The sequence below is a fragment of the Pseudomonas pergaminensis genome, assembly GCF_024112395.2.
Lineage (GTDB): Bacteria > Pseudomonadota > Gammaproteobacteria > Pseudomonadales > Pseudomonadaceae > Aquipseudomonas > Aquipseudomonas pergaminensis.
In genome coordinates this window covers 1523615-1548652 of the sequence record NZ_CP078013.2, presented here as the reverse complement: position 1 = coordinate 1548652, position 25038 = coordinate 1523615, and the positions used below count along the sequence as shown (strand labels likewise).

21 protein-coding genes are annotated in these 25038 nt (G+C 60.7%); 10 read left to right on the top strand and 11 right to left on the bottom strand.

The features are described from left to right. Positions 1 to 10: 10 nt before the first annotated feature. The 5 genes from pcaF to pcaR form a co-directional block, all read right to left on the bottom strand. Positions 11 to 1213: a 3-oxoadipyl-CoA thiolase gene (gene pcaF, locus KUA23_RS06955; RefSeq protein WP_252994259.1), complete on the bottom strand. Its 1203-nt coding sequence runs from the start codon at positions 1211 to 1213 to the stop codon at positions 11 to 13. After that, positions 1210 to 1989 carry a CoA-transferase subunit beta gene (locus tag KUA23_RS06950; protein ID WP_025855318.1) on the bottom strand — a complete coding sequence of 260 codons (780 nt, stop codon included), beginning with the start codon at positions 1987 to 1989 and terminating at the stop codon, positions 1210 to 1212. Before KUA23_RS06950 ends, pcaF begins: the two co-directional genes overlap by 4 nt. Further along, positions 1989 to 2846 carry a CoA transferase subunit A gene (locus KUA23_RS06945; RefSeq protein WP_252993625.1) on the bottom strand — a complete coding sequence of 286 codons (858 nt, stop codon included), beginning with the start codon at positions 2844 to 2846 and terminating at the stop codon, positions 1989 to 1991. The genes KUA23_RS06950 and KUA23_RS06945 overlap by 1 nt, the downstream gene beginning before the upstream one ends. A gap of 264 nt (positions 2847 to 3110) precedes the next feature. After that, entirely contained in the window at positions 3111 to 4451 is a 1341-nt protein-coding gene (gene pcaK / locus KUA23_RS06940; RefSeq protein WP_078047272.1) for a 4-hydroxybenzoate transporter PcaK, read from the bottom strand. 145 nt (positions 4452 to 4596) lie between these two features. Continuing rightward, positions 4597 to 5439 (bottom strand): pca regulon transcriptional regulator PcaR, encoded by an 843-nt coding sequence (gene pcaR / locus KUA23_RS06935; RefSeq protein ID WP_078047270.1) that lies wholly within the window; start codon positions 5437 to 5439, stop codon positions 4597 to 4599. Between the two features lie 557 nt (positions 5440 to 5996). Here pcaR and KUA23_RS06930 point away from each other — a divergent pair. Further along, complete coding sequence (locus tag KUA23_RS06930) at positions 5997 to 6197, top strand: hypothetical protein (protein WP_003189295.1); 201 nt, start codon at positions 5997 to 5999, stop codon at positions 6195 to 6197. A 313-nt stretch (positions 6198 to 6510) separates the two neighbouring features. Continuing rightward, positions 6511 to 7986 carry an inorganic phosphate transporter gene (locus KUA23_RS06925; protein ID WP_099493772.1) on the top strand — a complete coding sequence of 492 codons (1476 nt, stop codon included), beginning with the start codon at positions 6511 to 6513 and terminating at the stop codon, positions 7984 to 7986. Positions 7987 to 8234: 248 nt separating this feature from the next. Here KUA23_RS06925 and ccoM read toward each other — a convergent pair whose 3' ends face one another. Continuing rightward, positions 8235 to 8351 (bottom strand): cytochrome c oxidase subunit CcoM, encoded by a 117-nt coding sequence (gene ccoM, locus KUA23_RS06920; protein WP_275957920.1) that lies wholly within the window; start codon positions 8349 to 8351, stop codon positions 8235 to 8237. Between the two features lie 143 nt (positions 8352 to 8494). Beyond that, entirely contained in the window at positions 8495 to 8689 is a 195-nt protein-coding gene (locus KUA23_RS06915) for a hypothetical protein (protein WP_141537463.1), read from the bottom strand. A gap of 99 nt (positions 8690 to 8788) precedes the next feature. Between KUA23_RS06915 and KUA23_RS06910 the strand changes: the two genes are divergently transcribed. From KUA23_RS06910 to KUA23_RS06900, 3 genes are all read left to right on the top strand, one after another. Then, positions 8789 to 9655 (top strand): LysR substrate-binding domain-containing protein, encoded by an 867-nt coding sequence (locus KUA23_RS06910; RefSeq protein ID WP_078047268.1) that lies wholly within the window; start codon positions 8789 to 8791, stop codon positions 9653 to 9655. 90 nt (positions 9656 to 9745) lie between these two features. After that, complete coding sequence (locus KUA23_RS06905) at positions 9746 to 10216, top strand: RidA family protein (RefSeq protein WP_078047267.1); 471 nt, start codon at positions 9746 to 9748, stop codon at positions 10214 to 10216. Continuing rightward, positions 10213 to 11394, top strand: a complete 1182-nt coding sequence (locus tag KUA23_RS06900) for an aminotransferase class V-fold PLP-dependent enzyme (protein WP_346356383.1) — start codon at positions 10213 to 10215, stop codon at positions 11392 to 11394. The genes KUA23_RS06905 and KUA23_RS06900 overlap by 4 nt, the downstream gene beginning before the upstream one ends. On the opposite strand, the gene KUA23_RS06895 is transcribed toward KUA23_RS06900, so the two are convergent. After that, on the bottom strand, positions 11391 to 11732 hold the full coding sequence (locus KUA23_RS06895; protein WP_078047265.1) for an aspartate-semialdehyde dehydrogenase: 342 nt from the start codon (positions 11730 to 11732) through the stop codon (positions 11391 to 11393). The genes KUA23_RS06900 and KUA23_RS06895 overlap by 4 nt on opposite strands. A 219-nt stretch (positions 11733 to 11951) precedes the next feature. On the opposite strand from KUA23_RS06895, the gene rapA reads away from it, so the two are divergent. Beyond that, complete coding sequence (gene rapA, locus KUA23_RS06890) at positions 11952 to 14798, top strand: RNA polymerase-associated protein RapA (RefSeq protein WP_252993624.1); 2847 nt, start codon at positions 11952 to 11954, stop codon at positions 14796 to 14798. A 155-nt stretch (positions 14799 to 14953) separates the two neighbouring features. Here rapA and KUA23_RS06885 read toward each other — a convergent pair whose 3' ends face one another. After that, positions 14954 to 16300: a spinster family MFS transporter gene (locus KUA23_RS06885; RefSeq protein WP_078047263.1), complete on the bottom strand. Its 1347-nt coding sequence runs from the start codon at positions 16298 to 16300 to the stop codon at positions 14954 to 14956. A 251-nt stretch (positions 16301 to 16551) separates the two neighbouring features. Between KUA23_RS06885 and KUA23_RS06880 the strand changes: the two genes are divergently transcribed. From KUA23_RS06880 to KUA23_RS06870, 3 genes are all read left to right on the top strand, one after another. Further along, positions 16552 to 16917 (top strand): YkgJ family cysteine cluster protein, encoded by a 366-nt coding sequence (locus KUA23_RS06880; RefSeq protein ID WP_078047262.1) that lies wholly within the window; start codon positions 16552 to 16554, stop codon positions 16915 to 16917. Positions 16918 to 17057: 140 nt separating this feature from the next. Continuing rightward, positions 17058 to 19322 (top strand): putative bifunctional diguanylate cyclase/phosphodiesterase, encoded by a 2265-nt coding sequence (locus KUA23_RS06875; RefSeq protein ID WP_100491352.1) that lies wholly within the window; start codon positions 17058 to 17060, stop codon positions 19320 to 19322. Between the two features lie 203 nt (positions 19323 to 19525). Continuing rightward, on the top strand, positions 19526 to 21703 hold the full coding sequence (locus KUA23_RS06870; RefSeq protein WP_252993622.1) for a hypothetical protein: 2178 nt from the start codon (positions 19526 to 19528) through the stop codon (positions 21701 to 21703). Between the two features lie 36 nt (positions 21704 to 21739). Here the strand turns inward: KUA23_RS06870 and KUA23_RS06865 are convergent, their stop codons facing one another. Together KUA23_RS06865 and KUA23_RS06860 are read right to left on the bottom strand one after the other, a co-directional pair. Beyond that, a complete protein-coding gene (locus KUA23_RS06865; protein WP_078047259.1) occupies positions 21740 to 22831 on the bottom strand; it encodes a hypothetical protein in 1092 nt (363 codons plus the stop codon). A 251-nt stretch (positions 22832 to 23082) separates the two neighbouring features. Next, positions 23083 to 23394: a DUF2288 domain-containing protein gene (locus KUA23_RS06860; RefSeq protein ID WP_078047258.1), complete on the bottom strand. Its 312-nt coding sequence runs from the start codon at positions 23392 to 23394 to the stop codon at positions 23083 to 23085. A gap of 340 nt (positions 23395 to 23734) precedes the next feature. Between KUA23_RS06860 and KUA23_RS06855 the strand changes: the two genes are divergently transcribed. Then, positions 23735 to 24862, top strand: a complete 1128-nt coding sequence (locus KUA23_RS06855) for a branched-chain amino acid ABC transporter substrate-binding protein (RefSeq protein WP_028619258.1) — start codon at positions 23735 to 23737, stop codon at positions 24860 to 24862. The last annotated feature ends 176 nt before the right edge of the window (positions 24863 to 25038 follow it).

Genomic DNA, 25038 nt, shown 5'->3' with positions numbered 1-25038 from the left:
TCCTCTCTTATTAGATGCGTTCAATCGCCAGGGCCAGGCCTTGGCCAACACCGACACACATGGTCGCCAGGCCTTTGCTGCCACCGGTTTTTTCGAGTTGGTGCAGGGCCGTCAGCACCAGCCGCGCGCCGCTCATGCCCAGCGGGTGGCCGAGGGCGATAGCGCCGCCATTCGGGTTGACCTGGGGCGCGTCGTCGGCGATGCCCAGTTCACGCAGCACGGCCAGGCCTTGGCTGGCGAAGGCCTCGTTGAGTTCGATCACATCGAAATCGGTCACGGCCAGGCCAAGGCGCTCGACCAGCTTACGCACCGCTGGCACCGGGCCGATGCCCATCACGCGCGGTGCGACACCGGCGCTGGCCATGCCCAATACGCGGGCGCGGGCGGTCAGGCCATGTTTCTTGACCGCTTCGGCGGAGGCCAGGATCAGCGCCGCCGCACCGTCGTTCACGCCCGAGGCGTTGCCAGCGGTGACGGTTTTGTCCGGGCCGTTGACCGGTTTTAGCTTGGCCAGGGCTTCCAGGGTGGTGTCACGTGGATGCTCGTCGTGCTCCACCACGGTTTCGCCTTTTTTATGCGCAACCCGCACCGGCACGATCTCTTCGGCGAAAAAGCCGGCGGCCTGGGCCGCAGCGGTGCGTTGCTGGCTGCGCAGGGCGAAGGCGTCTTGGTCGGCGCGGGACACCTTGTAGTCGTCGGCCACATTGTCGGCGGTCTGCGGCATCGCATCCACGCCGTACTGCGCTTTCATCAGCGGGTTGATAAAACGCCAGCCGATGGTGGTGTCTTCCAGCTTCATGTTGCGTGAGAACGCCGCGTCGGCCTTGCCCATCACGAACGGCGCGCGGGACATCGACTCGACGCCACCGGCGATCGCCAGTTCCATTTCGCCGCTGGCAATCGCGCGGAAGGCCGTGCCGATCGCGTCCATGCCCGAGGCGCACAAGCGGTTGAGGGTCACACCCGGAATGCTTTCCGGCAGGCCCGCCAGCAACAGCGCCATGCGCGCCACGTTGCGGTTGTCTTCGCCGGCCTGGTTGGCGCAGCCGAGGAACACTTCATCGACGGCCTGCCAGTCCACAGAGGGGTTACGTTCAATCAGGGCCTTGATCGGCAGCGCCGCCAAATCATCGGCACGCACGGTGGACAGGCCACCGCCGAAACGGCCGATGGGGGTACGAATGGCATCACAGATAAATACGTCGCGCATCAGGCTTCTCCCGGCGCTTGGCCATGGGCGGCCGCGGTGCGTGCTTCAAGGTCACGCAGGGCGGTCAGCTCTACTTCAGTCGGTTCGGCGGTGGTGTCGACCTGGTCGGCAAAACGAATCGCCCAACCGGTGGCCGCCACCACTTGCTCACGGGTCACGCCAGGGTGCAGCGCGGTGACCACGAATTCATGGGTGCCCGCTTCCGGTTCCATAATGCACAGGTCGGTAATGATCCCTACAGGCCCCGCGCCCGGCAGACCCAGGCGTTTGCGCGAGTCGCCGCCTTCGCCGTGGCCGACCGAGGTGATGAAGTCCAGTTTGTCGACAAACGAACGCGCCGACTGCTTGAGGATGATCAGCACGCTCTTGGCCGAGCCAGCAATTTCCGGCGCCCCACCGGCACCCGGCAGGCGCACTTTGGGCTGGTGGTAGTCACCGACCACGGTGGTGTTGATGTTGCCGAAGCGATCGACCTGGGCCGCGCCGAGAAAGCCCACATCGATGCGCCCGCCTTGCAGCCAATAGCGAAAGATCTCACCGGTCGGTACGACAGTGTCGGCGGTTTCCGCCAGTTCACCATCACCGATGGACAGCGGCAGTACCGACGGTTTGGCGCCAATCGGGCCGGACTCGTAGATCAGCACCACATCCGGCGACGAGGTCAGGCGCGCCAGGTTGGCCGCCTTGGACGGCAGGCCGATGCCGACGAAGCACACGGAGCCATTCTTGAGGCGACGCGCGGCGGCGACGGTCATCATTTCATTGGTCGAGTAAGCCATTACTTGGCCTCCTGCGCGGTGGCCAGCTTGGCCTGGAATTCGGTGAAGTCGGCAGTGCCGTGGATGTATTCGTTGATCCAGGCGGTAAAGGTCTCACGGTCGCGGGCGATCGGGTCCCACGCCTGGTAGAAGCGATTGTCACGCTCGTTGTAGCCGTGAGCGTAGGACGGATGCGCGCCACCGGGAACATGGCACACCGCAGTCAGGGCCCAGGTCGGCAGCACGCAACTGTTCATGGGCGCGTTGAGGTCGTCGACGATTTCCTCGACGGTGACGATGCAGCGCTTGGCCGCCAGGGCCGCTTCCTTTTGCACGCCAAGGATGCCCCACAGCAACACGTTGCCCTTGCGGTCGGCTTTTTGTGCGTGGATCACGCTGACATCCGGACGCACCGAGGGCACCGCCGCCAGCACTTCACCGGTGAACGGGCAGGTCACGGTCTTGATCAGTGGGTTGACCTTGGGCAGGTCGGAACCGGCGTAGGCACGCAGCACCGCAAAAGGCAGGCCTGATGCACCGGCGACATAGGCATTGGCCAGGTCGGCGTGGCTGTGCTCTTCAATTTCCAGCGGTTGCGGCCATTGCTTCTCGACCGCGTCACGCAGGCGATGCAGGGAGCCCACACCTGGGTTGCCACCCCAGGAGAAAATCAACTTGCGGGCGCAGCCAGCACCGATCAACTGGTCGTAGATCAGGTCAGGCGTCATACGCACCAGCGTCAGGTCTTTCTTGCCCTGACGAATGATTTCATGACCCGCTGCCGTAGGGATCAGATGGGTGAAGCCTTCCAGCGCGACGGTATCGCCGTCGGTCACGAATTGCTTCACCGCGTCATGCAGCGCGAGGATTTCAGCCATGGGGTTCGGGCTCCCAGTGTTGATCGAAAAAGGCGCTGAGGTGGCGCCGAAGTGCTTGAAGATTAAGCCGGGGAAATGGGCCGAACAATCCGATAATCGACTCAGTGTTCGATTATCGAACGGATTGTTGCCTGGCTAATAATCTGGAGGAACGCGGTCAATGTGGGAGCTGGCTTGCCTGCGATGGCATCGCCGCAGTGTCACTTGCCTAACGAGTCGCCTGCATCGCAGGCAAGCCGGCTCCCACCGGAAAAGCGGCCATGATCAGGTAGCATCGGCGTGGCTGACCATTCCTTTGATAACGACAGCGGCCGTGGCCAACGCGGCGGGGATCACCAGCGCGGTGAGCACCTGCTCGAAGTTCCAGCCCAGGCCGAGCAAGGTCGCGCCCATCCATGCCCCCAGGATCGCGCCGAAGCGGCCGATACCCAGCATCCACGACACGCCCGTGGCGCGGCCCTGGGTCGGGTAGAAGCGTGCGGCCAGGGACGGCATCGCCGATTGCGCACCGTTGACGCACATCCCGGCCATCAGCACCAGGGTGGCAAGCAAGGTGATATTGCCCAGGCTCTGCCCTACTGCGTAGGCAAACACCCCGGCCAGCAGGTAGAACGTGCCGATGACCTTGTGGGGGTTGAAGCGGTCCATGGCCCACCCCACGCCCACCGCGCTCAACACGCCGCCGAACTGGAACAGCGCGCCGATGAACGCCGCTTGTTCCATGCTGGCGCCGCTGTCGCGCATCAGGGTCGGCAACCAGCTGGTGAGCAGGTACACGATCACCAAACCCATGAAATAGGTGAGCCACAGCAGCAAGGTGCCGGCGCTGTAGGTGCCGGAGAAGATCACCGCAAACACGTTGCGCGCCTTGACGGTTTTCTGCTCGGGGACGCTGAAATGGCTGGCCTGGGCAACGATAGAGGGCTCGATGGGGGACAAGGTTTTGCGCACCTTGTCGGTCCCCCGGTTACGCACCACCAGGTAACGCGCCGATTCCGGCAGCCACACCAACAACACCAACGCCAGGATCAACGGCAGGATGCCGCCGATGAGTAGCAGGCTGTGCCAGCCGAACGCCGGGATCAGCTTGGCCGAGATAAACCCGCCCCCGGCCATGCCCAGGTTGAAGCCGCAGAACATGCTGGTCACCAGCAGCGACTTATGGCGTTCGGGGGTGTACTCCGACAGCAGCGTTGTCGCATTCGGCATGCCCGCGCCCAGACCCAGCCCGGTGAGGAAGCGCAGCACCAGCAGTTGGTCGACGTTGCTGCTGTAGGCCGAGGCCAGGCTGAACGCGCCAAACACCAGCACCGCGCCCACCAGCACCACTTTGCGACCGAAACGATCCGCCAGGGGGCCAGAACCCAGCGCGCCGAAGACCATGCCGATCAACGCGGCGCTCATCACCGGGCCGAGGCTGGCGCGGTCGATGCCCCAGTCCTGGGACAGCGCAGGCGCGATGAAGCCCATGGCGGCGGTGTCGAGGCCATCGAGGAACACGATCAGGAAACACAGGATCACCACGCGCCACTGGTAGCGTGACAGTGGCTGGGTGTTGATGAAGGACTGGACGTCCAACGTAGTACCGACAGAGGGCTGATTCATTATTTTTATTTCCACACCGATGGCGGGCTGACGACCTGGGGTCGTCGTTATTATTGGACGGCGCTCAAAGCGCTGCCGCACATTAATAAGCCAGGGGAAACAGCGTCAATTGACCAAACCGGGATCTGTGCGGTCACCGAACAGCTTAGGCAAACAGCTGCGCGCTCAACTCGCGGCTGGCGCTGAGCATGCTCGGCAGGAAGCGTTGTTCCAGCTCGCCGCGGCTGACCCGGCCGGCGTGGGTGCTGACGTTCAACGCAGCCAGCACCTGGCCGGAGGCGTCATAGACCGGCACGGCAATGGAACGCAGGCCCTGTTCGAGCTCCTGGTCGACGATGCACCAGCCCTGCTGACGCACTTGTTGCAGGCATTCGAACAGCGCCTCGGGCGTGGTCAGGGTGCGGCTGGTCTTGGTTTGCAGGTCGGCATGGTCGAGGTAATCCTGCAGCGAGGCGTCGTCCAGCGCCGCGAGCAGGATGCGGCCCATGGAGGTGCAATAGGCCGGCAGCCGGCCACCCACCGACAGGTCCACGGAAATCAGGCGCTGAGTGGTGGCCGAACGGGCGATGTAGAGAATGTCGTCGCCTTCGAGGGTGGCCATGTTGCAGGCTTCGTGGAGTTGCTCGCTCATGCGGTCCAGATAAGGCTGGGCCGACACCGCCAGCGGCGTCGACGACAGGTAGGCGTGGCCCAGGGTCAAGACTTTGGGCAACAGCGAATAGGTCCGCCCGTCGGTGGTGGCGTAGCCCAGCTTGATCAAGGTGTGCAGGCAACGGCGCACGGCGGCGCGGGGGATTTCGGTACGGTGGCTGATCTGCGCGATGGTGAGGTGGCGCTTGCGCTCCTGAAACGCCTGCACCACGGCCAGGCCACGGGCCAGGGAGGTCATGAAGTCCGGATCACCGGTAAACGCCTGGATGCGCTTGGCCGGCGAAGCAACGATCGGCGGCGCCACTGACGCGAAGGAATTGCGCAATTGATCGTTCATGTCGGGATCCTTTCTCTTATTGTCAACCGCAGGGAGGTTTGGCTGCTATTACAAGCCGCGTCAGCCGGGATGCACAAGGCAGGGCCAACAACATTGTGCGATTATCGGACGATCAATCGATTATCGCAATTTGCCGGCGGACAGCCATGGCTGGGGTGCAGGGCTGTTTGAAATTAAGCGGTGCTTAATAACCTCCGAAGTTGCGTGAATTTATGACGCCAATATTTGCGCAGGTACCCAAGGGGCCGTGTAACAAAACGCTCACACAAAGTTGATGGTTTTTAACTTTATGCTGATAGTGTTATTCAAATGCGCCGCTATAATGCACTCTATGCGCAGGTCCGCCCGGTTGCATGATCGGAACCGGAGCTCGCCAGGCACTGCACGGGCCGTGCAGTGTCGATTGCAACTACCTGCCCCGAATGACTGCACTCAACAAGTGCCGCCCTTGCCTATTCCGAAGTTGGACGTTTCTACGGATCAACTTGGGACACCCCGAGGGCGCATTCCGGCATAACGCTGCAACGTATTTACTCTCAACTCAATTAGGTAACAATGTGACGAAAGATGAACTGCGCGCGGAACTTGAGCGCCAGGAGCAACGTTACAAGGACGTTTACGGCGGGGAAGTCACCACCTACGCCGCCCAGCCTGAACCTGAACGCAAACCATGGCGTAAACGAGCCAGCCTGCTCGACCAGGCATTTGCCCAGGAAATCCAAAAGATTGAACAGGAACTCAAAACCGAAGAGCCATAAGCAATTCGGTCTGAGCCTCAAGGTTTGGCCTCGGCTGCTGGCACATCGCTAGCAGCCGGCCACCTTGCATACCACTGCCGTCTGTAAAATTTCATACAAATGTTTCAGGGATGACGATTTTGTGACAATCCCCCGCCCTCGCCCCCCTGCGCTTTATAAATCAAAGACTTGCCAGAGCCCCGAAAACCCTGGGATGCACGCGTTTTCCCGATTTTTTTTCAGGGAAGATTGTTACCGATGAGCAGCTAGTGCATCGATTACTGAGGTTTTCTGGCATAATCGCGCCCCCTTACGACCGGGTCAGAAAACCTTCATGATCGATTTATTCAGCGGACTGGATGCTTGGGTTCTCGTGAGCCTGTTGCTCGCCCTGGCCTTTGTCCTCGCCTTCGAGTTCATCAATGGCTTTCATGACACCGCTAACGCGGTGGCCACAGTCATCTATACCAAAGCCATGCCGCCACACCTGGCCGTGTTCTTCTCCGGGGTGTTCAACTTCCTCGGCGTGTTGCTCGGGGGTGTCGGTGTCGCCTACGCCATCGTGCACTTGCTGCCGGTGGAGTTGCTGATCAATGTGAACACCGGCCATGGCCTGGCGATGGTCTTCTCTTTATTGGCAGCGGCGATCACCTGGAACCTGGGCACCTGGTACTTCGGTATCCCGGCCTCCAGTTCCCACACCCTGATCGGTTCGATCCTCGGTGTCGGCCTGGCCAATGCCCTGATCAACGACATCCCCCTGGCTGACGGTGTGAACTGGCAGAAAGCGGTGGATATCGGTGCCTCCCTGGTGTTCTCGCCGATGGCCGGCTTCCTGGTCGCAGCCCTGGTGCTGATCGGCCTGAAGTGGTGGCGCCCGCTGTCGAAGATGCACAAGACCCCGGACCAGCGCCGCAAGCTCGATGACAAGAAGCACCCGCCATTCTGGAACCGCCTGGTCCTGGTGATCTCCGCCATGGCCGTGAGCTTCGTGCACGGCTCCAACGACGGCCAGAAAGGCATCGGCCTGATCATGCTGGTGCTGATCGGTATCGTGCCGGCACAGTTCGTACTCGACTTGGGCAGCACCACTTACCAGATCGAACGTACTCGCGATGCGACCGTGCACTTGAGCCAGTTCTACCAGCGCAACAACGCCACGCTTGGCGAGTTCCTGGCCCTGGGCAAAAGCGTGAAGGACGATCTGCCAGGCAAGTTCCAGTGCAACCCGCAGCAGACCGAGCCGACCATCAACGCGCTGGTCGACACGTTGAAGGGCGTGTCCGACTATCACTCGCTGAGTGCTGACCAGCGCATTGAAGTGCGTCGCTATCTGCTCTGCCTGGACGACACCGCGAAGAAAGTCGGCAAGCTGCCAGGCCTGGATGCCCGTGAGAAATCCGACCTCGACAAGCTGCGCAAAGACCTGACCGCCACCACAGAATATGCACCGTTCTGGGTAATCCTCGCCGTTGCACTGGCCTTGGGCCTAGGCACCATGGTGGGCTGGAAGCGTGTGGTTCTGACCATCGGCGAGAAGATCGGCAAGCAGGGCATGACCTATGCCCAGGGCATGTCGGCGCAGATCACCACCGCAACCATGATTGGCTTTGCCAACATCTTTGCGCTGCCGGTATCCACCACCCACGTACTGTCGTCGGGTGTGGCCGGTACCATGGTCGCAAACAAAAGCGGCCTGCAAGGCGGCACCGTGAAGACCATCCTGATGGCCTGGGTGCTGACCCTGCCCGCCACCGTGGCCCTGTCGGCCGGGTTGTTCTGGCTGGCGTCCAAGGCGCTGGGTAGCTGATAACCCGGCGGTAATAAAAAAGGTGCAATCCGCGAGGGTCGCACCTTTTTTTATGTTCGTATTTCTGTAGGCGCTGGCTTGGCGGCGAAGGGCCTAAAGGCGCCATGCTTTTCCAGACATATCGCTTGATCGTTAACGACCATCGCCGGCAAGCCGGCTCCTACAAGTCATCGTGTTAATTCAAGGCAAAAAAAAGGGCGACCGAAGTCGCCCAAAATGCCTTGCGTGCCCATGTAATCCGGAAAGACTTACGGTTTTTTACGCTTGTTCGCGTCTTTCCAGATAAAAAATCCAAACCCTACAAAAAACATCACCATGAGGCTTACAGTCAGCACTCCGGCAAACACCACATTATCGAAAAACATGACCGGCCTCCTGCACTTGCCCTGTTGCGATAGGGCTAAGTTAATGGAGAAGGCGGGTTGGAAAATTGACGGGGATCAATGTCGCCCGCGACGGGGCGTAAAGAAGGGCAATAACTGACCTGCATCAATGGATGCAGGCTGTTTCAACGCTTTTTTGGCTTGTTCTTCGGCTTTTTCTTCACTTTGCCCAGTGGCATGGCCTGTTCGAATGCCTGGCGCACTTCATTCAGGCGCTTGTCATTGAGGTCATGCACGCGCTTGGCACGTTCGGCATTCAGGTCGATCAGCTTGTCGTCTTCACTCATGGCTTGGCTTACGTCGTGGAGGGAATGGCTCAATAATGCGGCCTCCCCCGCCCGACGGCAAATCAACCGGCGACAAAAGGCAGGCCATCGCCCAAAATCGGCACTTTCCACCCAAATCAGGAGGCGCACCCGGTGGCACTGCACAACGACCTTCCGCCGCTGCTGGCCCTGCGTGCCTTCGAGGCCGTCGCGCGGCATCTGAGTTTTATCAAGGCGGCGAACGAGTTGTCGGTCACCCAAAGTGCCCTCAGTCATCAGGTGCAGAAACTAGAGCAGCACCTGGGTAAACCGCTGTTTATCAGACGCACCCGCGCCATCGATCTGACTACCGACGGCCAACAGTACTACGACGAAATCCGCCCAGCACTCGACGCCATCGCCGCCGCCACTCGCGCCCAGAGAACGGCGCCCAGCACCACCGTGCTGCGCGTCGGCCTGTTGGCCTCCTTCGCCACCCTGTGGCTGGCGCCACGCCTGGCCGCCTTTCTAAACCGTTATCCGCATATCCAGGTGGAGTTGTTGCCGGCGATCCAACTGGCCAACGTCGCTGGCGCCGAAGTTGACCTGGCCATCCGCTACGGCAAGGGCGACTGGCCCGACGTGCAGGCCACGCGATTGATGCCGGAAGTCATCTCCCCGGTGTGCAGCCCGACGTTCAAGGCCCTGCATGACAGCCCGCTGCTGATGGCGACATCGCACCGGCCATTTGAATGGACCGATTGGTCCGAGCACTACCAGGTCGACCTCACCCGCAACCCCCGCGTAATGCTGCACGACTACAACATCGTGGTCGAAGCCGCCGTGGCCGGCCAAGGCATTGCCATGGGCCGTCATCGCCTGATCGAGCGTCGGCTGCAGGACGGCAGCCTGGTGGAAGCCTTTGATTGGCCGCCCTATCACAGCGACATCGGCTATTGGCTCATCGCCCCCCAAGGCGCTACCAGCGAAGCCGCTGCGTGTTTCAGCCAATGGCTGAAGGAGGCCTGCGCCGACGCGTGAGTTTTTTCGATACGTCGCGTGAGATCTATCCGTTTGTCGCCCATCGCCACACCTCACATGCTGGAACCTCCTGAACAGAGAGGTTTCATCATGAGCGACTCCCTCCGCCAACGCGTGCAAGCCCTGGGCCTCACACTGCCCACACCCAGCCAGCCGATTGCCAACTACATCAACCATGTCGTGAGCCAGCACCACCTGTTCGTGTCCGGGCAAATCCCCCTGGTGGATGGCAAACCGGCTTATGTCGGTCGGCTGGGCGAGTCCATCAGCGATGACGAAGGCGCACACGCGGCAGAGCTGGCCGCCCTGGGCTTGCTCGGGCAGTTGAGCGATGCCCTCGGTGATGACCTGTCGCGCCTGGTGCGTACCGTGCGCCTGGGGGTGTTTATCGCCAGCAGCGGCGACTTCAAGCAACAAAGCGTGGTCGCCAACGGTGCCTCCAACCTGCTGGTCAACGCCCTCGGCGAGAAGGGCCGGCACGTGCGCACCGCCGTGGGCGTCTCCAGCCTGCCCGCCGGTGTGGCCGTGGAGGTTGATGCACTGTTCGAGCTGCGCCCGTGAGCCCGCTCGACGTCCAGCAGTTACGGGATGAAACGCCTGGCTGCCAGTCCGGCATCGTGCACTTCAACCCAGCCGGCGCCTCCCTGCCCAGCCAGGCGACTCTCGACACGATCATCGAGCAACTGCAGCGGGAGGCCCGCGACGGCCCGATGGAGGCCGGCGAACATGGCGCAGTGCTGATGGAAAAAGCCCGTCGTGCCGCCGCGCAACTGCTTAACGCCCCCGCCTCATCCATCGCATTTGCCAGCAGTGGCTCGACCGCCTGGAGCATGGCATTCCAGGCCTTGGGGCCCTGGCAGCCGGGCGATCGCATTCTCGTGGGCCGCCACGAATGGGGGGGCAACCTGGCGAGCATGGACCTGGCGGTGCAAGCCGGCGCCCGGATAGAAGTCATCCCCTGTGATGAAAGCGGCGCCGTGTGCCCGCTGGCGCTGGAGTCGATGATCGATGCCAGGGTGAAGTTGATCGACCTCACCTGGCTCCCGGCCAATGGCGGGCTGATCAACCCTGCCCAAGCCATTGGCGACGTGGCCAGGCGTCACGCCATCCCCTACTTCATCGACGCCGGACAAGCCGTGGGCCAAGTGCCGGTGGATGTGCAAGCGCTGCAGTGCGATGTGCTCAAGTCGGCGGGGCGCAAACACCTGCGTGGGCCGCGTGGCACGGCGCTGCTCTATGTGCGACCAGACTTTCTTGAGCGATTGAACCCTGCCCAGCGTGACGTGTTTTCAGCGCCATGGACGGCTCAAGGCTTTGACCTGCGCAATGATGCACGGCGCTTTGAAACCAGCGAAACATCCTTCGCCTTGCTGGCGGGGCTGGGCAATGCGCTGCAGGAGATGAATCGACTGGGCATCGAGCGCGTCTGGGAGAGGGTTTCGCAGACCAGCGCGCAAATCCGCGAAGCGTTGCAAGGGATTGAGGGTATTACCCTGCACGACCTGGGGACTCGTCAATCCGGCTTGATCGCCTTCAACCTGGCTGGTTGGGATGCCTTTGAACTCAAGCGGCGCCTGGGGTTGAAGCGCATTAACATCGGGGCCAACGGTGTCGCGTACACGCCGCTGGACATGCAGGCGCGGGGCCTGGAAAGCGTGGCGCGGATTTCAGTCAGCCCGCTCAACAACGAGCACGATATCGAGTTGCTGATAGCCGCCCTACGGGAATTGCGCGACTAAACCTCGACGTCCACCCACAAGCCCTGGCGCGGCGCATCTTCGATCAACGGCACCACCGGCACGGTGTTGTCGGCGTTGAGCAGGTCCCCCGGAATGGCCAGGTGCTGCTCCGGGTCTTCGTCGGCCTCGCGCCGGCGTTTCTGCTGTTCTTGCTGGCGCCGTTGTTCTTCACGCAGCAAAAAGGTCGAGGTCTCGGCATCGCCCTTTTTCAAGTCGATCGTGCTCTCGTTGGAGCCCGGCTGAACGGGTACCACGGGCGGGATATCCGGCTTCTGGCGCACCGGATCGAGTTGTGACGTCACCGGCACAACGCTGACGGGCAACATGGGTGGCAGCATAATGATTATTCTCCTGATCAACAGGCTTTCGGCGGGTTGCAGGGCGACTTGAGTACAGGCTCGCCAACCTGTGACCCAGTCGACACTCGCAAGTGCCCGCCACCCGTCGATTCGGCCTCCGATACGCCGCGCCAAGGGAGTAGTTTTTCTCAGAGTCCTTGGGCGTGGGGGCTTGTTCCGTTAAGATAGTCGGCTTTTTCACGGCGGGAGTCAGGCAGCATGGCGCAGCAGTATCAACCGGGGCAACGCTGGATTAGTGACAGCGAAGCAGAGCTGGGGTTAGGCACCGTTCTGGCACAGGACGGCCGCTTGTTGACCGTGCTCTATCCGGCCACTGGCGACACCCGCCAGTATGCGCTACGGAATGCGCCCCTCACTCGCGTGAGGTTTTCGCCGGGCGACTCCATCACCCATTTCGAAGGCTGGAAAATGACCGTGCAGGAAGTCGACGACGTCGATGGCCTGCTGGTGTACCACGGCCTCAATGGGCAGAACGAGCAGGTCACCCTGCCGGAAACCCAACTCTCCAACTTCATCCAGTTCCGCCTGGCCAGCGACCGTCTGTTCGCCGGCCAGATCGACCCGCTGGCCTGGTTCTCGCTGCGCTACCACACCCTGGAACACACCAGCCGCCAGTTGCAGTCCTCGCTCTGGGGCCTGGGTGGCGTGCGTGCGCAACCTATTGCTCACCAACTGCACATCGCCCGCGAAGTCGCTGACCGTATCGCGCCACGGGTTTTGCTGGCCGACGAAGTGGGGCTGGGTAAAACCATCGAAGCCGGCCTGGTGATCCATCGTCAGTTGCTGTCGGGCCGCGCCAACCGCGTGCTGATCCTGGTCCCGGAAAACCTGCAGCACCAATGGCTGGTGGAAATGCGCCGCCGCTTCAACCTGCAGGTTGCGCTGTTCGACGAAGAACGCTTTATCGAAAGCGATGCCACCAACCCGTTCGAAGACACCCAGTTGGCGCTGGTCGCACTGGAGTGGCTGGTGGACGACGAGAAGGCCCAGGACGCGTTGTTCGCTGCGGGCTGGGACCTGCTGGTGGTCGACGAAGCTCACCACCTGGTGTGGCACGAAGACAAGGCCAGCCCCGAGTACTCGCTGGTTGAACAACTGGCCGAAGTGATCCCGGGCGTGCTGCTGCTTACCGCCACCCCGGAACAATTGGGCCAGGACAGCCACTTCGCGCGCCTGCGCCTGCTCGACCCGAACCGCTTCCACGACCTCGCCGCCTTCCGTGCCGAAAGCGAGAACTATCGCCCGGTCGCCGAAGCCGTGCAGGAGCTGCTGGACAAGGGGCGTCTCTCCCCTACGGCGCACAAGACCATCCAGGGTTTCCTCGGCAACGAAGGTGAAGCCCTGCTCACCGCCGTCAACGATGGCGACACCGAAGCCAGCGCACGCCTGGTGCGTGAGTTGCTCGACCGCCACGGCACTGGCCGCGTGCTGTTCCGCAACACCCGCGCCGCGGTTCAAGGCTTCCCGGAGCGCAAACTGCACGCCTACCCGTTGCCGAACCCGGACGAGTACCTGGAGTTGCCGCTGGGCGAACACGCCGAGCTGTATCCGGAAGTCAGCTTCCAGTCGCAGCCGGACGTCGAAGAAGAAAACCGCTGGTGGCGCTTCGACCCACGGGTGGAGTGGCTGATCGACCAGCTGAAAATGCTCAAGCGCACCAAGGTCCTGGTGATCTGTGCCCACGCCGAAACCGCCATGGACCTGGAAGACGCCCTGCGCGTGCGCTCCGGCATTCCGGCCACGGTGTTCCACGAGGGCATGAACATCCTCGAGCGTGACCGCGCCGCCGCCTACTTCGCCGATGAAGAGTTTGGCGCCCAGGTGCTGATCTGCTCGGAAATCGGCAGTGAAGGCCGCAACTTCCAGTTCTCCCACCACTTGGTGCTGTTCGACCTGCCGTCCCACCCCGACCTGCTGGAACAGCGGATCGGCCGTCTGGACCGGATCGGCCAGAAGCACGTGATCGAACTGCACGTGCCGTACCTGGAAACCAGCCCGCAAGAGCGCCTGTTCCAGTGGTACCACGAAGCGCTGAACGCCTTCCTAAACACCTGCCCGACCGGCAACGCCTTGCAGCACCAGTTCGGCCCACGCCTGCTGCCGCTGCTGGAAAATGCCGATGACAGCGAGTGGCAAGCTTTGATCGACGAGGCCCGTGCCGAGCGCGAGCGTCTTGAAGAAGAGCTGCACACTGGTCGCGACCGCCTGCTGGAACTCAACTCCGGCGGCGCGGGTGAAGGTGATGCGCTGGTCGAGGACATCCTGGAGCAAGACGACCAGTTCGCCCTGCCGATTTACATGGAAACCCTGTTCGACGCGTTCGGCATCGACAGCGAAGACCATTCGGAAAACGCGCTGATCCTCAAGCCCAGCGAAAAAATGCTCGACGCCAGCTTCCCCCTGGGCGACGACGAAGGTGTGACCATCACCTACGACCGCAACCAGGCGCTGTCGCGCGAAGACATGCAGTTCATCACCTGGGAACACCCGATGGTGCAGGGCGGCATGGACCTGGTGCTGTCCGGTTCGATGGGCAACACCGCCGTGGCACTGATCAAGAACAAGGCGCTGAAGCCGGGCACGGTGTTGCTGGAACTGCTCTACGTGAGTGAAGTGGTGGCCCCGCGTTCGCTGCAACTGGGTCGCTACCTGCCACCGGCCGCCCTGCGCTGCCTGTTGGATGCCAATGGCAACGACCTGTCCAGCCGCGTGTCGTTTGAAACCCTCAACGACCAGCTGGAAAGCGTGCCACGCGCCAGCGCCAACAAGTTCATCCAGGCCCAGCGCGATCAGCTGACGCCACGGATCAACGCCGGTGAAGAGAAGATCACCCCGCGCCACGCCGAGCGTGTGGCCGAGGCCAAGCGTCGCCTGGCGGCGGACACCGACGAAGAACTGGCGCGCCTGACCGCGTTGCAAGCGGTCAACCCGACCGTGCGTGACAGCGAGCTGGTTGCCCTGCGCACCCAACGTGAGCAAGGCTTGGCCATGCTGGACAAGGCGGCGCTGCGACTGGAAGCGATTCGGGTGTTGGTGGCGGGCTGATCACCGCCCTGCTCCGCCAATAAAGAAGGCCCGCGCAATGCGGGCCTTTTTTTTGCCTTGAAGGCCCTTTCGCAGGCAAGCCAGCTCCCACATTTGAATGTATTCACAAATCAAAATGTGGGAGCTGGCTTGCCTGCGAAGGCGGCACCTCGGTCTCAAGCCGTCGCCGCGGACGCCGGCACCTCAACCACCCCCAACCCATCCTTCATCCGCTGGGCATCGCGCACAAAACTGCGCGACGCCTGGAACAGAAACAGCATGGTCAGGAACAACGCCACCGGAATCAGGTACATGGCGTCATGCAACCCCACCGCCTTGTAAGCCTCGGTCATCTGCTCCGCCCCCGCCGCATACATCGCCGAGTGGGCAAAGTGATCGGACAGGCCCCCGACAACGATCGGCCCCATGCCGCCGCCCAGCAAATACAGCCCGGCAAAAAACAGCGCCATTGCCGTGGCCCGCAGGCGCGGTTCGACCACGTCCTGGATCGCCGTGTACACGCAGGTGTAGAAGTTATAGGCGAACAGCCAACCCACACTGAACAGCGCCACGAATACGCCGATCTCGATGCGCCCTGCGTGCAACGCCCAGGCTGTGGTCACGGTGGAGATGACCAGGCTGAACGCGGCGAACAACAGCCGGCCGTTGGCGACACGCTGGTGGATCTTGTCGGCGATCCAGCCACCCAGGGTCAGGCCGACCAGGCCGGTGATCCCCACGATAACCCCGGTGGCGACCGCTGCTTCTTGCAACGGCATCAGGAAGTAACGCTGCAACATCGGCACCAGGAACGAGTTACACGCGTACGTGGCGAAGTTGAAGCACAGCCCGGCCAACACCAGCCACAAGAAGGTCGGCACCGCCAGTACGCGGCGGATCGGGCGGTCGACGCGTTCCTGGGAGACTTGCACGGTTTCTGCCGCACCGCGCTTGGGTTCCTTGATGTAGAACATGAACACCGCGAGGATCAGCCCCGGCACCGCCGCGATAAAGAACGGTGCGCGCCAGCTGTCGAACGCCTTGACCATCCAGCCGATGGTGAAGAATGCCAGCAACAGCCCCAACGGCAGGCCCAGCATGAAAATCCCCATGGCCCGCGCGCGGCGGTGCGCCGGGAACAGGTCGCCAATCAGCGAATTCGCGGCCGGCGCATAGCTGGCTTCGCCGATGCCAATGCCCATGCGCACCAGCAAAAACGTCCAGAAACTGCCAACCATACCGTTGACCGCCGTCAGCCCGCTCCAGGCGAACAGGCCCCAGCCCATGAGTTTGCTGCGCGAGCCGGTATCGGCCAGGCGCCCGAGCGGCAACCCCGCAATGGCGTAGACGATGGTGAAGGCGGTGCCGATGATGCCGAGCTGAAAGTCGCTCAGGTGCCATTCCATGCGGATTGGCTCGATGATAATCGCGGGAATGGTGCGATCGAAGAAATTGAACAGGTTGGCGAGGAACAGCAGGAACAGAATGCGCCAGGCATTCGCCGCTTGGGTCGAGTTCTGCATGGGTCCGTCTCTTTTATTGTTATGAGAGCTGCGATGCCCGATGCATCCTGCCCGGTACCTGCAACATAGTCAGGCAGGGCCCGGTTGTCTGTAATGATTCGTAAAGCTGATAGGGCATGATTTCGCCCGAAAGCACGGGACTTTGCCTACAAAAATATAAGTGCGCGCCCCCCTTCCCAACGGCCATGGCACGGATAGAATGGCAAGCCTTCCGTAGCATCCCCCCTTACTTTTTCTTATCGATGACGCCCATGTCCGAAGCCAGTCCGTGTCTGAATTGCGGTGCCTGCTGTTCACACTTTCGTGTGTCTTTCTTCTGGGGAGAGTGCGCCTCGTCGGGGGGCACGGTGCCCGATGACCTGGTGGTACAGATCAACCCCACCCGCGTGGCAATGATCGGCACCGACCAGAAACCCGCGCGCTGCTGCAGCCTTGAGGGTGAAGTGGGCCAAGGCACTCGCTGCACGATCTACGAACAGCGCTCAAGTGTGTGCCGCGAATTCGAGTCCTCGTGGTACCAGGGCGTGCAAAACGTCGATTGCGATGCCGCGCGGGCAGCGTTTGGCCTGGCGCCGCTGGAACCACCGTTCGAGCTGGAACTGCCTATCAGCGCTTAGCACCAAACGCTATGGACGGCATGCCAAAATCGTAGAAAAGCAAAGTGCCATTACTTACTGGCGAATTCTCCTACGCGTCTACACTGGTCGTAATAGGTCATCGCCTTGTGCAGTGACGTGACACTATGACGGGACATGCTATGGAATGGCTGGGTCTTCACTTTTTCACCGCGCTTCCAGAGAGCGGGCACCTACTTCTCAATTGCAGTCATAACCCCTTCCTGGTGCTGCTGGCGTATCTGGTTGCATGCGCGGCAGGCTTTGGCACGCTGGACATGGCTGAACGTGTCGGTCATGTCGAGGACCCTACCGCGCGTCGCCACTGGCGCTGGCTGGGTGCCGGCTGCCTGGCCGGTGGAATCTGGTCCACCCACTTCATCAGCATGCTGGCCTTCCAGGCGCCCATCACGATTCACTACGAACTCTTGATGACCTTCGCGTCCTTGCTGATCGCCTTGATCGCGTCGCTGATCGCCATGCAAACCCTCAGTCACTCTGCCTTGCGCTTTCACCAGTATTTGCTGGCGTCAGTCTGGATGGGGATCGGCATTGCCTTGATGCACTACGTGGGTATGTCGGCCATGCGGTCCCAGGCCCAGTTGTATTTCGACTCGGGACTCTTCCTGGCCTCGGTGGGCATCGCCATGGGCGCCAGCCTGGCTGCATTGCTGCTGTCGAGTTACCTGCGCACCGGCTCAGGCGTGTTTCATCAATTACTCAAGTATGCCGCGAGCCTGGTCCTGGGCGCGGGGATCCTGAGCATGCATTTTACTGGCATGGCCGCCATGCAATTGATCGTCCCCACTGGCGCTGACCTCTCGTTGCCGGTGGACAACAACCCCATCCAGCTGGGGCTGTCGGTGGCGGTCATCACGCTGCTGGTGATCGGCAGCAGCATCAGCGCCGCCCTGGCCGACAAAAAGCTGCAACACAAGGAACGCGACCTGCGCCGGGTCAATGCCCTGCTCAGCGAACTCGACCAGGCCCGCGCTTCATTGCAACAGGTCGCTCATTACGACGCCCTCACCAGCCTGCTCAATCGCCGGGGTTTCAACCAGATCTTTGCGGAGAAACTCGCCGAAAAAACCGCCTCTCACGGCATGATGGCGGTGATCTTCCTCGATATCGACCACTTCAAGCGCATCAACGACAGCCTCGGGCATGACGCCGGCGACCAATTGCTCACCGTGCTGGCCGGGCATATCAAGGGTTCGGTGCGCAGCCACGCCGATGTGGTGGCACGGTTTGGCGGCGATGAGTTCTGCATCCTGATCAGCATCCACCACCGCGATGAAGCCCGGCACCTGGCTCAACGCATCATGCAGCAGATGAAAGAACCCATCGAGCTGGCCGGCCGACGCATGGTGATGACCACCAGCATCGGCATCAGCCTGTTCCCCGATGACGGCCTGACCTGTGAAGAACTGCTGAAAACCGCCGACCTGGCGCTGTACCAGTCCAAGGATACCGGGCGCAACAGCCTGAACTTCTTCAGTTCCAACCTGAAGACCCGCGCCTTCCTTGAACTGCAATTGGAAGAAGAATTACGCGGCGCCCTGCGCACGCGCAATCAACTGGTCTTGTTCTACCAACCGATCTTTGACCTGAAACTGGGCAAGGTCACGCGGCTGGAAGCCCTGGTGCGCTGGCAACACCCACAGCATGGGTTGCTGGCCCCAGACCGCTTTATCGGCATCGCCGAAAGCAACGGACTGATCGCCGAACTGGACCACTGGGTATTGCGCCAAGCCTGTCATGACCTGAGCCTGCTGTCTGACCGTGGCTACACCGACCTGACCATGTCGGTGAACTGCTCGGCCCTGAACCTGGCCCGTGATGAGCTGGCGGATGAAATCGAAGATGCGCTGCGCTTCAGCGGGATCGGCGCCAATCGCCTGGAGCTGGAGGTCACTGAAAATGCGCTGATGGGCAATATCAGCAGCACCCTGGCGTTGCTGCGGCAAATCCGTGCGCTGGGCGTATCGCTGGCGATCGACGACTTCGGCACCGGCTATTCGTCCCTCGCCTACCTCAAGCGCCTGCCACTCAACACGTTGAAGATCGACCGTTCATTTATCCAGGACATTCCCAAATCCACCGCCGACATCGAGATCGTCCAGGCGATTATCGGCATGGCCCACACCCTGCACTTGCAGGTGGTCACCGAAGGCGTGGAAACCCAGGCCCAATTCGAATTGCTGCTCAAACATGGCTGCGATTACGTCCAGGGTTACCTGCTGAGCCCGGCGGTACCGGCGAGCGACATCATCGGGGTTATGCAAGGCGTCAACACGCGCAACCCGCTCTACCCGCACAGCCAGGCGGGCAACAAGGACACCAGCGCACCTAAAGCCCCCTCCCCCACACTCGGTGGCTCCACGTCCATCGTCAGGCCAATTCGCTGACGCCGAATCTTTGGCATTTCGCCATCATTCGCCTAAAGAACGCCGACAAACGGCCGATTCATCGGAGTCCGGCCAGGTTTTCCCCGAAAACACTAGGGTTAAACCCACTCGCCTAGGACAAGGACGCACTGTAAAGTCGCGAACTCCCATTTCGTGATGGCTATTTGATATTTTCAGCCATCCGCCCAGGCACATGGCGCACAATGACTTCTAAAAATAACTCTGCCACCGTGGTATCCGACGTGTTGCTCCCAGCTCCTGCGGACAAACCCTCAGGTTCAAAGTCATTGAGCACCGCCCGCCCGCTGGCCACCCAGCAATACCTGTACTTCACCGAAACCAATACCGACCGCATCCTCGACAACCTCGACAGCCTGCGCGACATGGTGTTCCCACGCCCGCCTCATTTGGAAGGTGACAGCGATCCGCGCAACGAGCAGGAATTTCCCTCGGTGTGCCTGATCGGCCTGGGCCGTTGCGGTTCGAACATCGCGCTGGATGTGGCGGAACTGGTGTACAACGCGCGCAAGTTCTACCTGAACGAATTCAGCAACGAAGACAAGTCGCCAGACAAGGGCTACAGCCCCGCCCAGTGGATCCGCAACAACCTGCGCCTGGGCAGCGGTAAGGCCAGTAAACCGGTGTTCCTGGTGGAACCGTTGGTGATGCTCGGCGACCTGGACAAAGACATCGCCGGGCGCATCCGTTTCTCGCGCAAGGGCGAGAAAAGCGGTTTCCTGCGCGACTACAGCAAGATGAAAATCATGGACCTGTCGGAAGTCCATGCCGGCGGCGCCGGTAACGCGCCGATCCTCGGCCAGTACCTGGCCAAGATCATTCTCAATAAAGACACCCAGCGTTTTTCCAGCCCCGACTGGAAGATGATCCACTCGTACCTGATCGACTCCTGCGGCATCAAGGCCAACCAGTCGCGCCTGTACTTCTCGATCTTCAGCGCCGGTGGCGGTACCGGTTCGGGCATGGCCTCGGAATTCGGCCTGGCCCAGCAACACTCGTACATGAACAAAACCTTCGACACCAAGCCCGCCGACGAGCACGACAGCAAGAGCGGCCACGCCTTTGTGTTCGAGCCAATCTTCACCAGCGGCATCTGCGTGCTGCCGAACATCTCCGACCACCGCAGCGAAATGTCCGAGGCGCTGCACATCAATGCCGGGCGGCTACTGTGCAAGTACCTGTCGGAAGAGTGGGATTTCTCATACAACTTCGCCAATGAAGACAGCAGCGAAGCCAGCGTGAAGGGGCGGATCCGGCCGTGGAACGCGATGATGCTGATCTCCAACGACATCATGCGTTACGCCGAAGAAAGCGATGACGGCAATATCCAGAACATTGACGTCAATGCCATGGAAAAACACGCCAACCAGTACATTTCCCAGCAGATCTTCAACATCCTCACGGCCCAGGCCGTGACCACTGACTACGACCAGAACTACTTCCGTCGCGCCGGTATCGACATCGGCGAAACCATCCGCCTGGATGCCAACGACCTGTTCATGAGCCTGGCCGGCCCGGTGGCGATTGCCTACGCCGAGTCCGTGGTCCCGGAAACGCCGGCACCGTCGAATGACAAATTCAAGGTCTTCGAAAAAGAGCCACAGCGCCTGAACATCGACGACCTGTTCTTCCGCTCCATCGACCTGCCGCACTTCAACAAGGTCACCCAGGCCATCGAAGGCATCAGCCTGCTGCCGATCGAATCCAAGCGTTACAAGGCCTCCCTGGAGCAGTACAAAAACTCCGGCTACGACGCCGCCGCGCTGCATGACCTGCACTTCTTCAAGAACTGCTCGTCGGTGGTGTCGATCGTGTCGTTGCCCAAGGACTACAAGCTGTCCTACATGGACCTGAACCGGCTCAAGACCCACCTCAACAGCCTGTTCCCCAACACCACCCTCAAGCGCTACGCCCTGGTGATCGGCGCCTCGGCCAACCTGTCGCTGACCACCCTGATCGCGAAAAGCCCGTGCCTGTCGGATGACTTCCTCACGTTGATCGTGGCCTTTATCAAACGCTGCTTTGCGCGCAACCCGTACCGCTTCGATGACACCCTGGACAACTCGATCCTGGACTTCATCATCCACGAGGACTTTGACGAAGACCGTATCGACGAGTTGCTCAACGAATTCGAGAACCCGGCAAAGATCCTTGATACCAACTGGTACGCGATCAAGCCGATGTATGAGAAGAAGTACCGCGAGTTGATCAACGACAAAGAGAAGTTTGTGTCGATCAATGACATTCGCCTGTCACGGGATTGCGTGAAAAAATCGATCAAGTACCTGCGTGAGATTTACCGTCATCGCATCGGCAAGACCAAGGTGATCTCGCTGAACAACCATACCGGCAAGACCGGCTAATGCCTTGCGACGGCGCCATTGAGCGCCGTCGCAGTTTCACTGGGCCCGGCGTTGCCGCAGGTAGTCGACGATGGCTCGCTCGTCTGCGGACTTTGCAGGCCGGGGCAATTGCTTCGGCCATCCAGCGTTGTGGGCGCCGAAGAACTGCCGTTGCTCAGCCTCATCCCAATCGCGCATTTCACGCGATGCCGACTCCCACCAGCCCTGTCGACACACGTCGTAATAGGGATGCTCAGGCGCAGCACTGCCGTAGAGCAGGTCGCGCCCCACCCTTTTCACGTGTTTGCGCTGATTGCGCAATTTCCATTTGATGCGCAGCCGCTGCCAGGCTGACGGCACTGGCTTGAACTGCGGTACGTCCAGGCAACGCGCAACCAGTTCGGGGCTGAAGGTTTCACCGTGAAGGCTGAAAAAGTGCGCGTGCATGGCGTGGAAAAAGCGCTTGTCGGCGTAATAGTGATGAACGAACTTCCTCGACTCACGCACCGTCTGGCCGCGCATCGCAAAGGAAATCGCGACCTGCTCGATGGTGTGAATATCGAATGAATCCTGGGTCCACTCATCGATCAAGCGGATCGAGGCTTCAAGCATCGGCATGTCGGTATCACGGATACCGCAAAGGCCACTGTTGTAGAGCTTGAAGCTGTTGCTGGCAGACACACCCTGGGCATGCAGGTGCGTGCCCAGCTTGAGGTAGTCCGGGCGCTTGCAGACGTAGCTCCAGTCGTACTCGAACTCGTCCATCACATACTGGCCAGGCTTGATGAGTTCAAACACGCGGTGAGGGGACTTGAGGAACAGCGTGTCGGTGTCGACGAACAGCGTTTTGTCCGCCAGCTTCAACCCTTGGGCAATTGCACAGGCTTTGCGCCGGTGGAGATAGCCGTTTTCACCCTGCCATTGGGTCAGGGTCGCGTCATCCAGCGCTACGGTTTCCACCGGCCAGCCGATAAAATCCTGGGGACGATCGGTCATGACCCGGATGCACAGCGACTCGCCCGGCTTGAGCTGCGCCAGGGCAGTGAGCATGCTGAATTTGGCTTCGCGCCGGTAAACATCTTGTTTACCGTAGATAAGGTAAAGCAACTGGTGCGAGGGTTTTGCTGAAGGAGGCAGCGCTGACGGCATGAGGGGCTCCAGATAACAGGCTGCGCACTTTACCGGAATTTCAGCGCTTCCTACGTCCCGACCTGACAATCACCCGGTTTTTTAAACAATGGGAAACAATTCTCCCGCCCATTCAGGCGTGGAAAAACTGTTCCCATGACGTGCGCGTCACCCTGAGCTGTGACCTTTCTTCACGGCAAGATGCCATCACGGCGCCAGCGGTTACTCCGCTACACACTTTCCAAGCACAAAATCGCGCACCTTTTTAGTGCTCAGCTCGTCGGAAACGCCCTTTCCTGGATCAGGATCCACGGCGAAACCACCACCGCCCACAAGCTCGGATCGCGCTCCACCAGGTCCAGCGCCCGCGTCGCAGACACTTCGCCAAGGCTACCTGCGGCCAGCCAGGCAGCGACTTTGTCGCGGTTGTCCTCGGCCATGCCTTCGGCCGCTTCGATCAAATCCAGGCCAGCGTCGACCCACAATAGGGCACCCTTGGCAAAGAACGGCTCAAGCTCCTTCCAGGAAATTTCGGCGGTTTCACCGAGCAGCTTGGCATAGAGGGTGCTAGGTTCTTGCGTCATGGGAGTTCACCTTGGGAAAAAATCGGCGCAATCATAACGTCGTGTCCCCTGCGGAAAAACCCAGTTGCAAATGAGTCATCGATTGAAAGTGTCAGGAAAGCCAAGGATTGCCCGAAACTCTGGCATCACCTCGCCGCAATTCTGTCTTTTTCTTTCATTTAAGCGACACACCCGGGTTTTGCCCCCAGCAGCCAGCTTTTCAAGCGATCAACCGGCGCTCTACACTGTACCGGTACAGTTGCCAGGGCACTGCCGGGGGATATCCGAGATATCTGATCCGGTTCTGCAGCTCACAAGGCCGCTAGAACTATAAAAAATACAACAGTAAGAGTGGAGCACTATGAATAAGGCTACTAAGCAGATTTCCAAACTGTTTGCCGCTATGGTCCTGGCTGGGGTTGCCGGCCATTCGTTCGCAGCCGACACCATCAAGATCGGCATCGCAGGCCCGAAGACCGGTCCCGTGACGCAATACGGCGACATGCAATTCATGGGTGCCAAGCAAGCCATCGCCGACATCAACGCCAAGGGCGGCGTCGACGGCAAAATGCTTGAAGCCAAGGAATACGACGACGCTTGCGATCCTAAACAAGCCGTTGCCGTCGCCAACAAAGTGGTCAACGACGGCGTCAAGTTCGTGGTCGGCCACCTGTGCTCCAGCTCCACTCAACCCGCCTCCGACATCTATGAAGACGAAGGCGTGATCATGATTACCCCGGCTGCCACCAGCCCGGAAATCACCGCACGTGGCTACAAGCTGATCTTCCGCACCATCGGCCTGGACAGCGCCCAAGGCCCGGCAGCCGGCAACTACATCGCCGACCACGTGAAGCCGAAAATCGTCGCTGTACTGCACGACAAACAGCAGTACGGTGAAGGCATCGCGACCGCCGTTAAACAGACCCTCGAGAAAAAAGGCACCAAGGTTGCCGTCTTCGAAGGCCTGAACGCCGGTGACAAAGACTTCTCCTCGATCATCCAGAAGCTCAAGCAAGCCAACGTCGACTTCGTCTACTACGGCGGCTACCACCCTGAGCTGGGCCTGATCCTGCGCCAAGCCAAGGAAAAAGGCCTGAACGCCAAGTTCATGGGCCCAGAGGGCGTCGGCAACGACTCCATCTCGCAAATCGCCCAGGGCGCTTCCGAAGGCCTGCTGGTGACCCTGCCTAAATCCTTCGACACCGACCCGGCCAACAAAGCCATCGTTGAAGAGTTCGCCAAGAACAAACAGGACCCGACCGGTCCGTTCGTGTTCCCAGCCTACTCGGCCATTGAAGTGATCGCCGGCGGTATTACCGCTGCGAAGAGCGAAGACACCGCCAAAGTGGCAGCCGCCATCCACGCGGGCACCTTCAAGACCCCTACCGGCGACCTGAGCTTCGACGCCAAGGGCGACCTGAAGGACTTCAAATTTGTGGTCTACGAATGGCACTTCGGTAAACCAAAAACCGAAGTTTCCCCTCAGTAAGCCAGGCGTTACTGGTCCAACAAGCCCACTGTGAGAGCAGTGGGCTTTGTTTTACGAGGTTTATGGGCCTGACACCCGCGATCCGGGCGCTGGCTCACCTGAAAATCTTAAAACCGTCACCAGCGGTTCGCTGGCAAACGCTTTGTGCAAATGTGCTCATAGAACACAGCACAGGG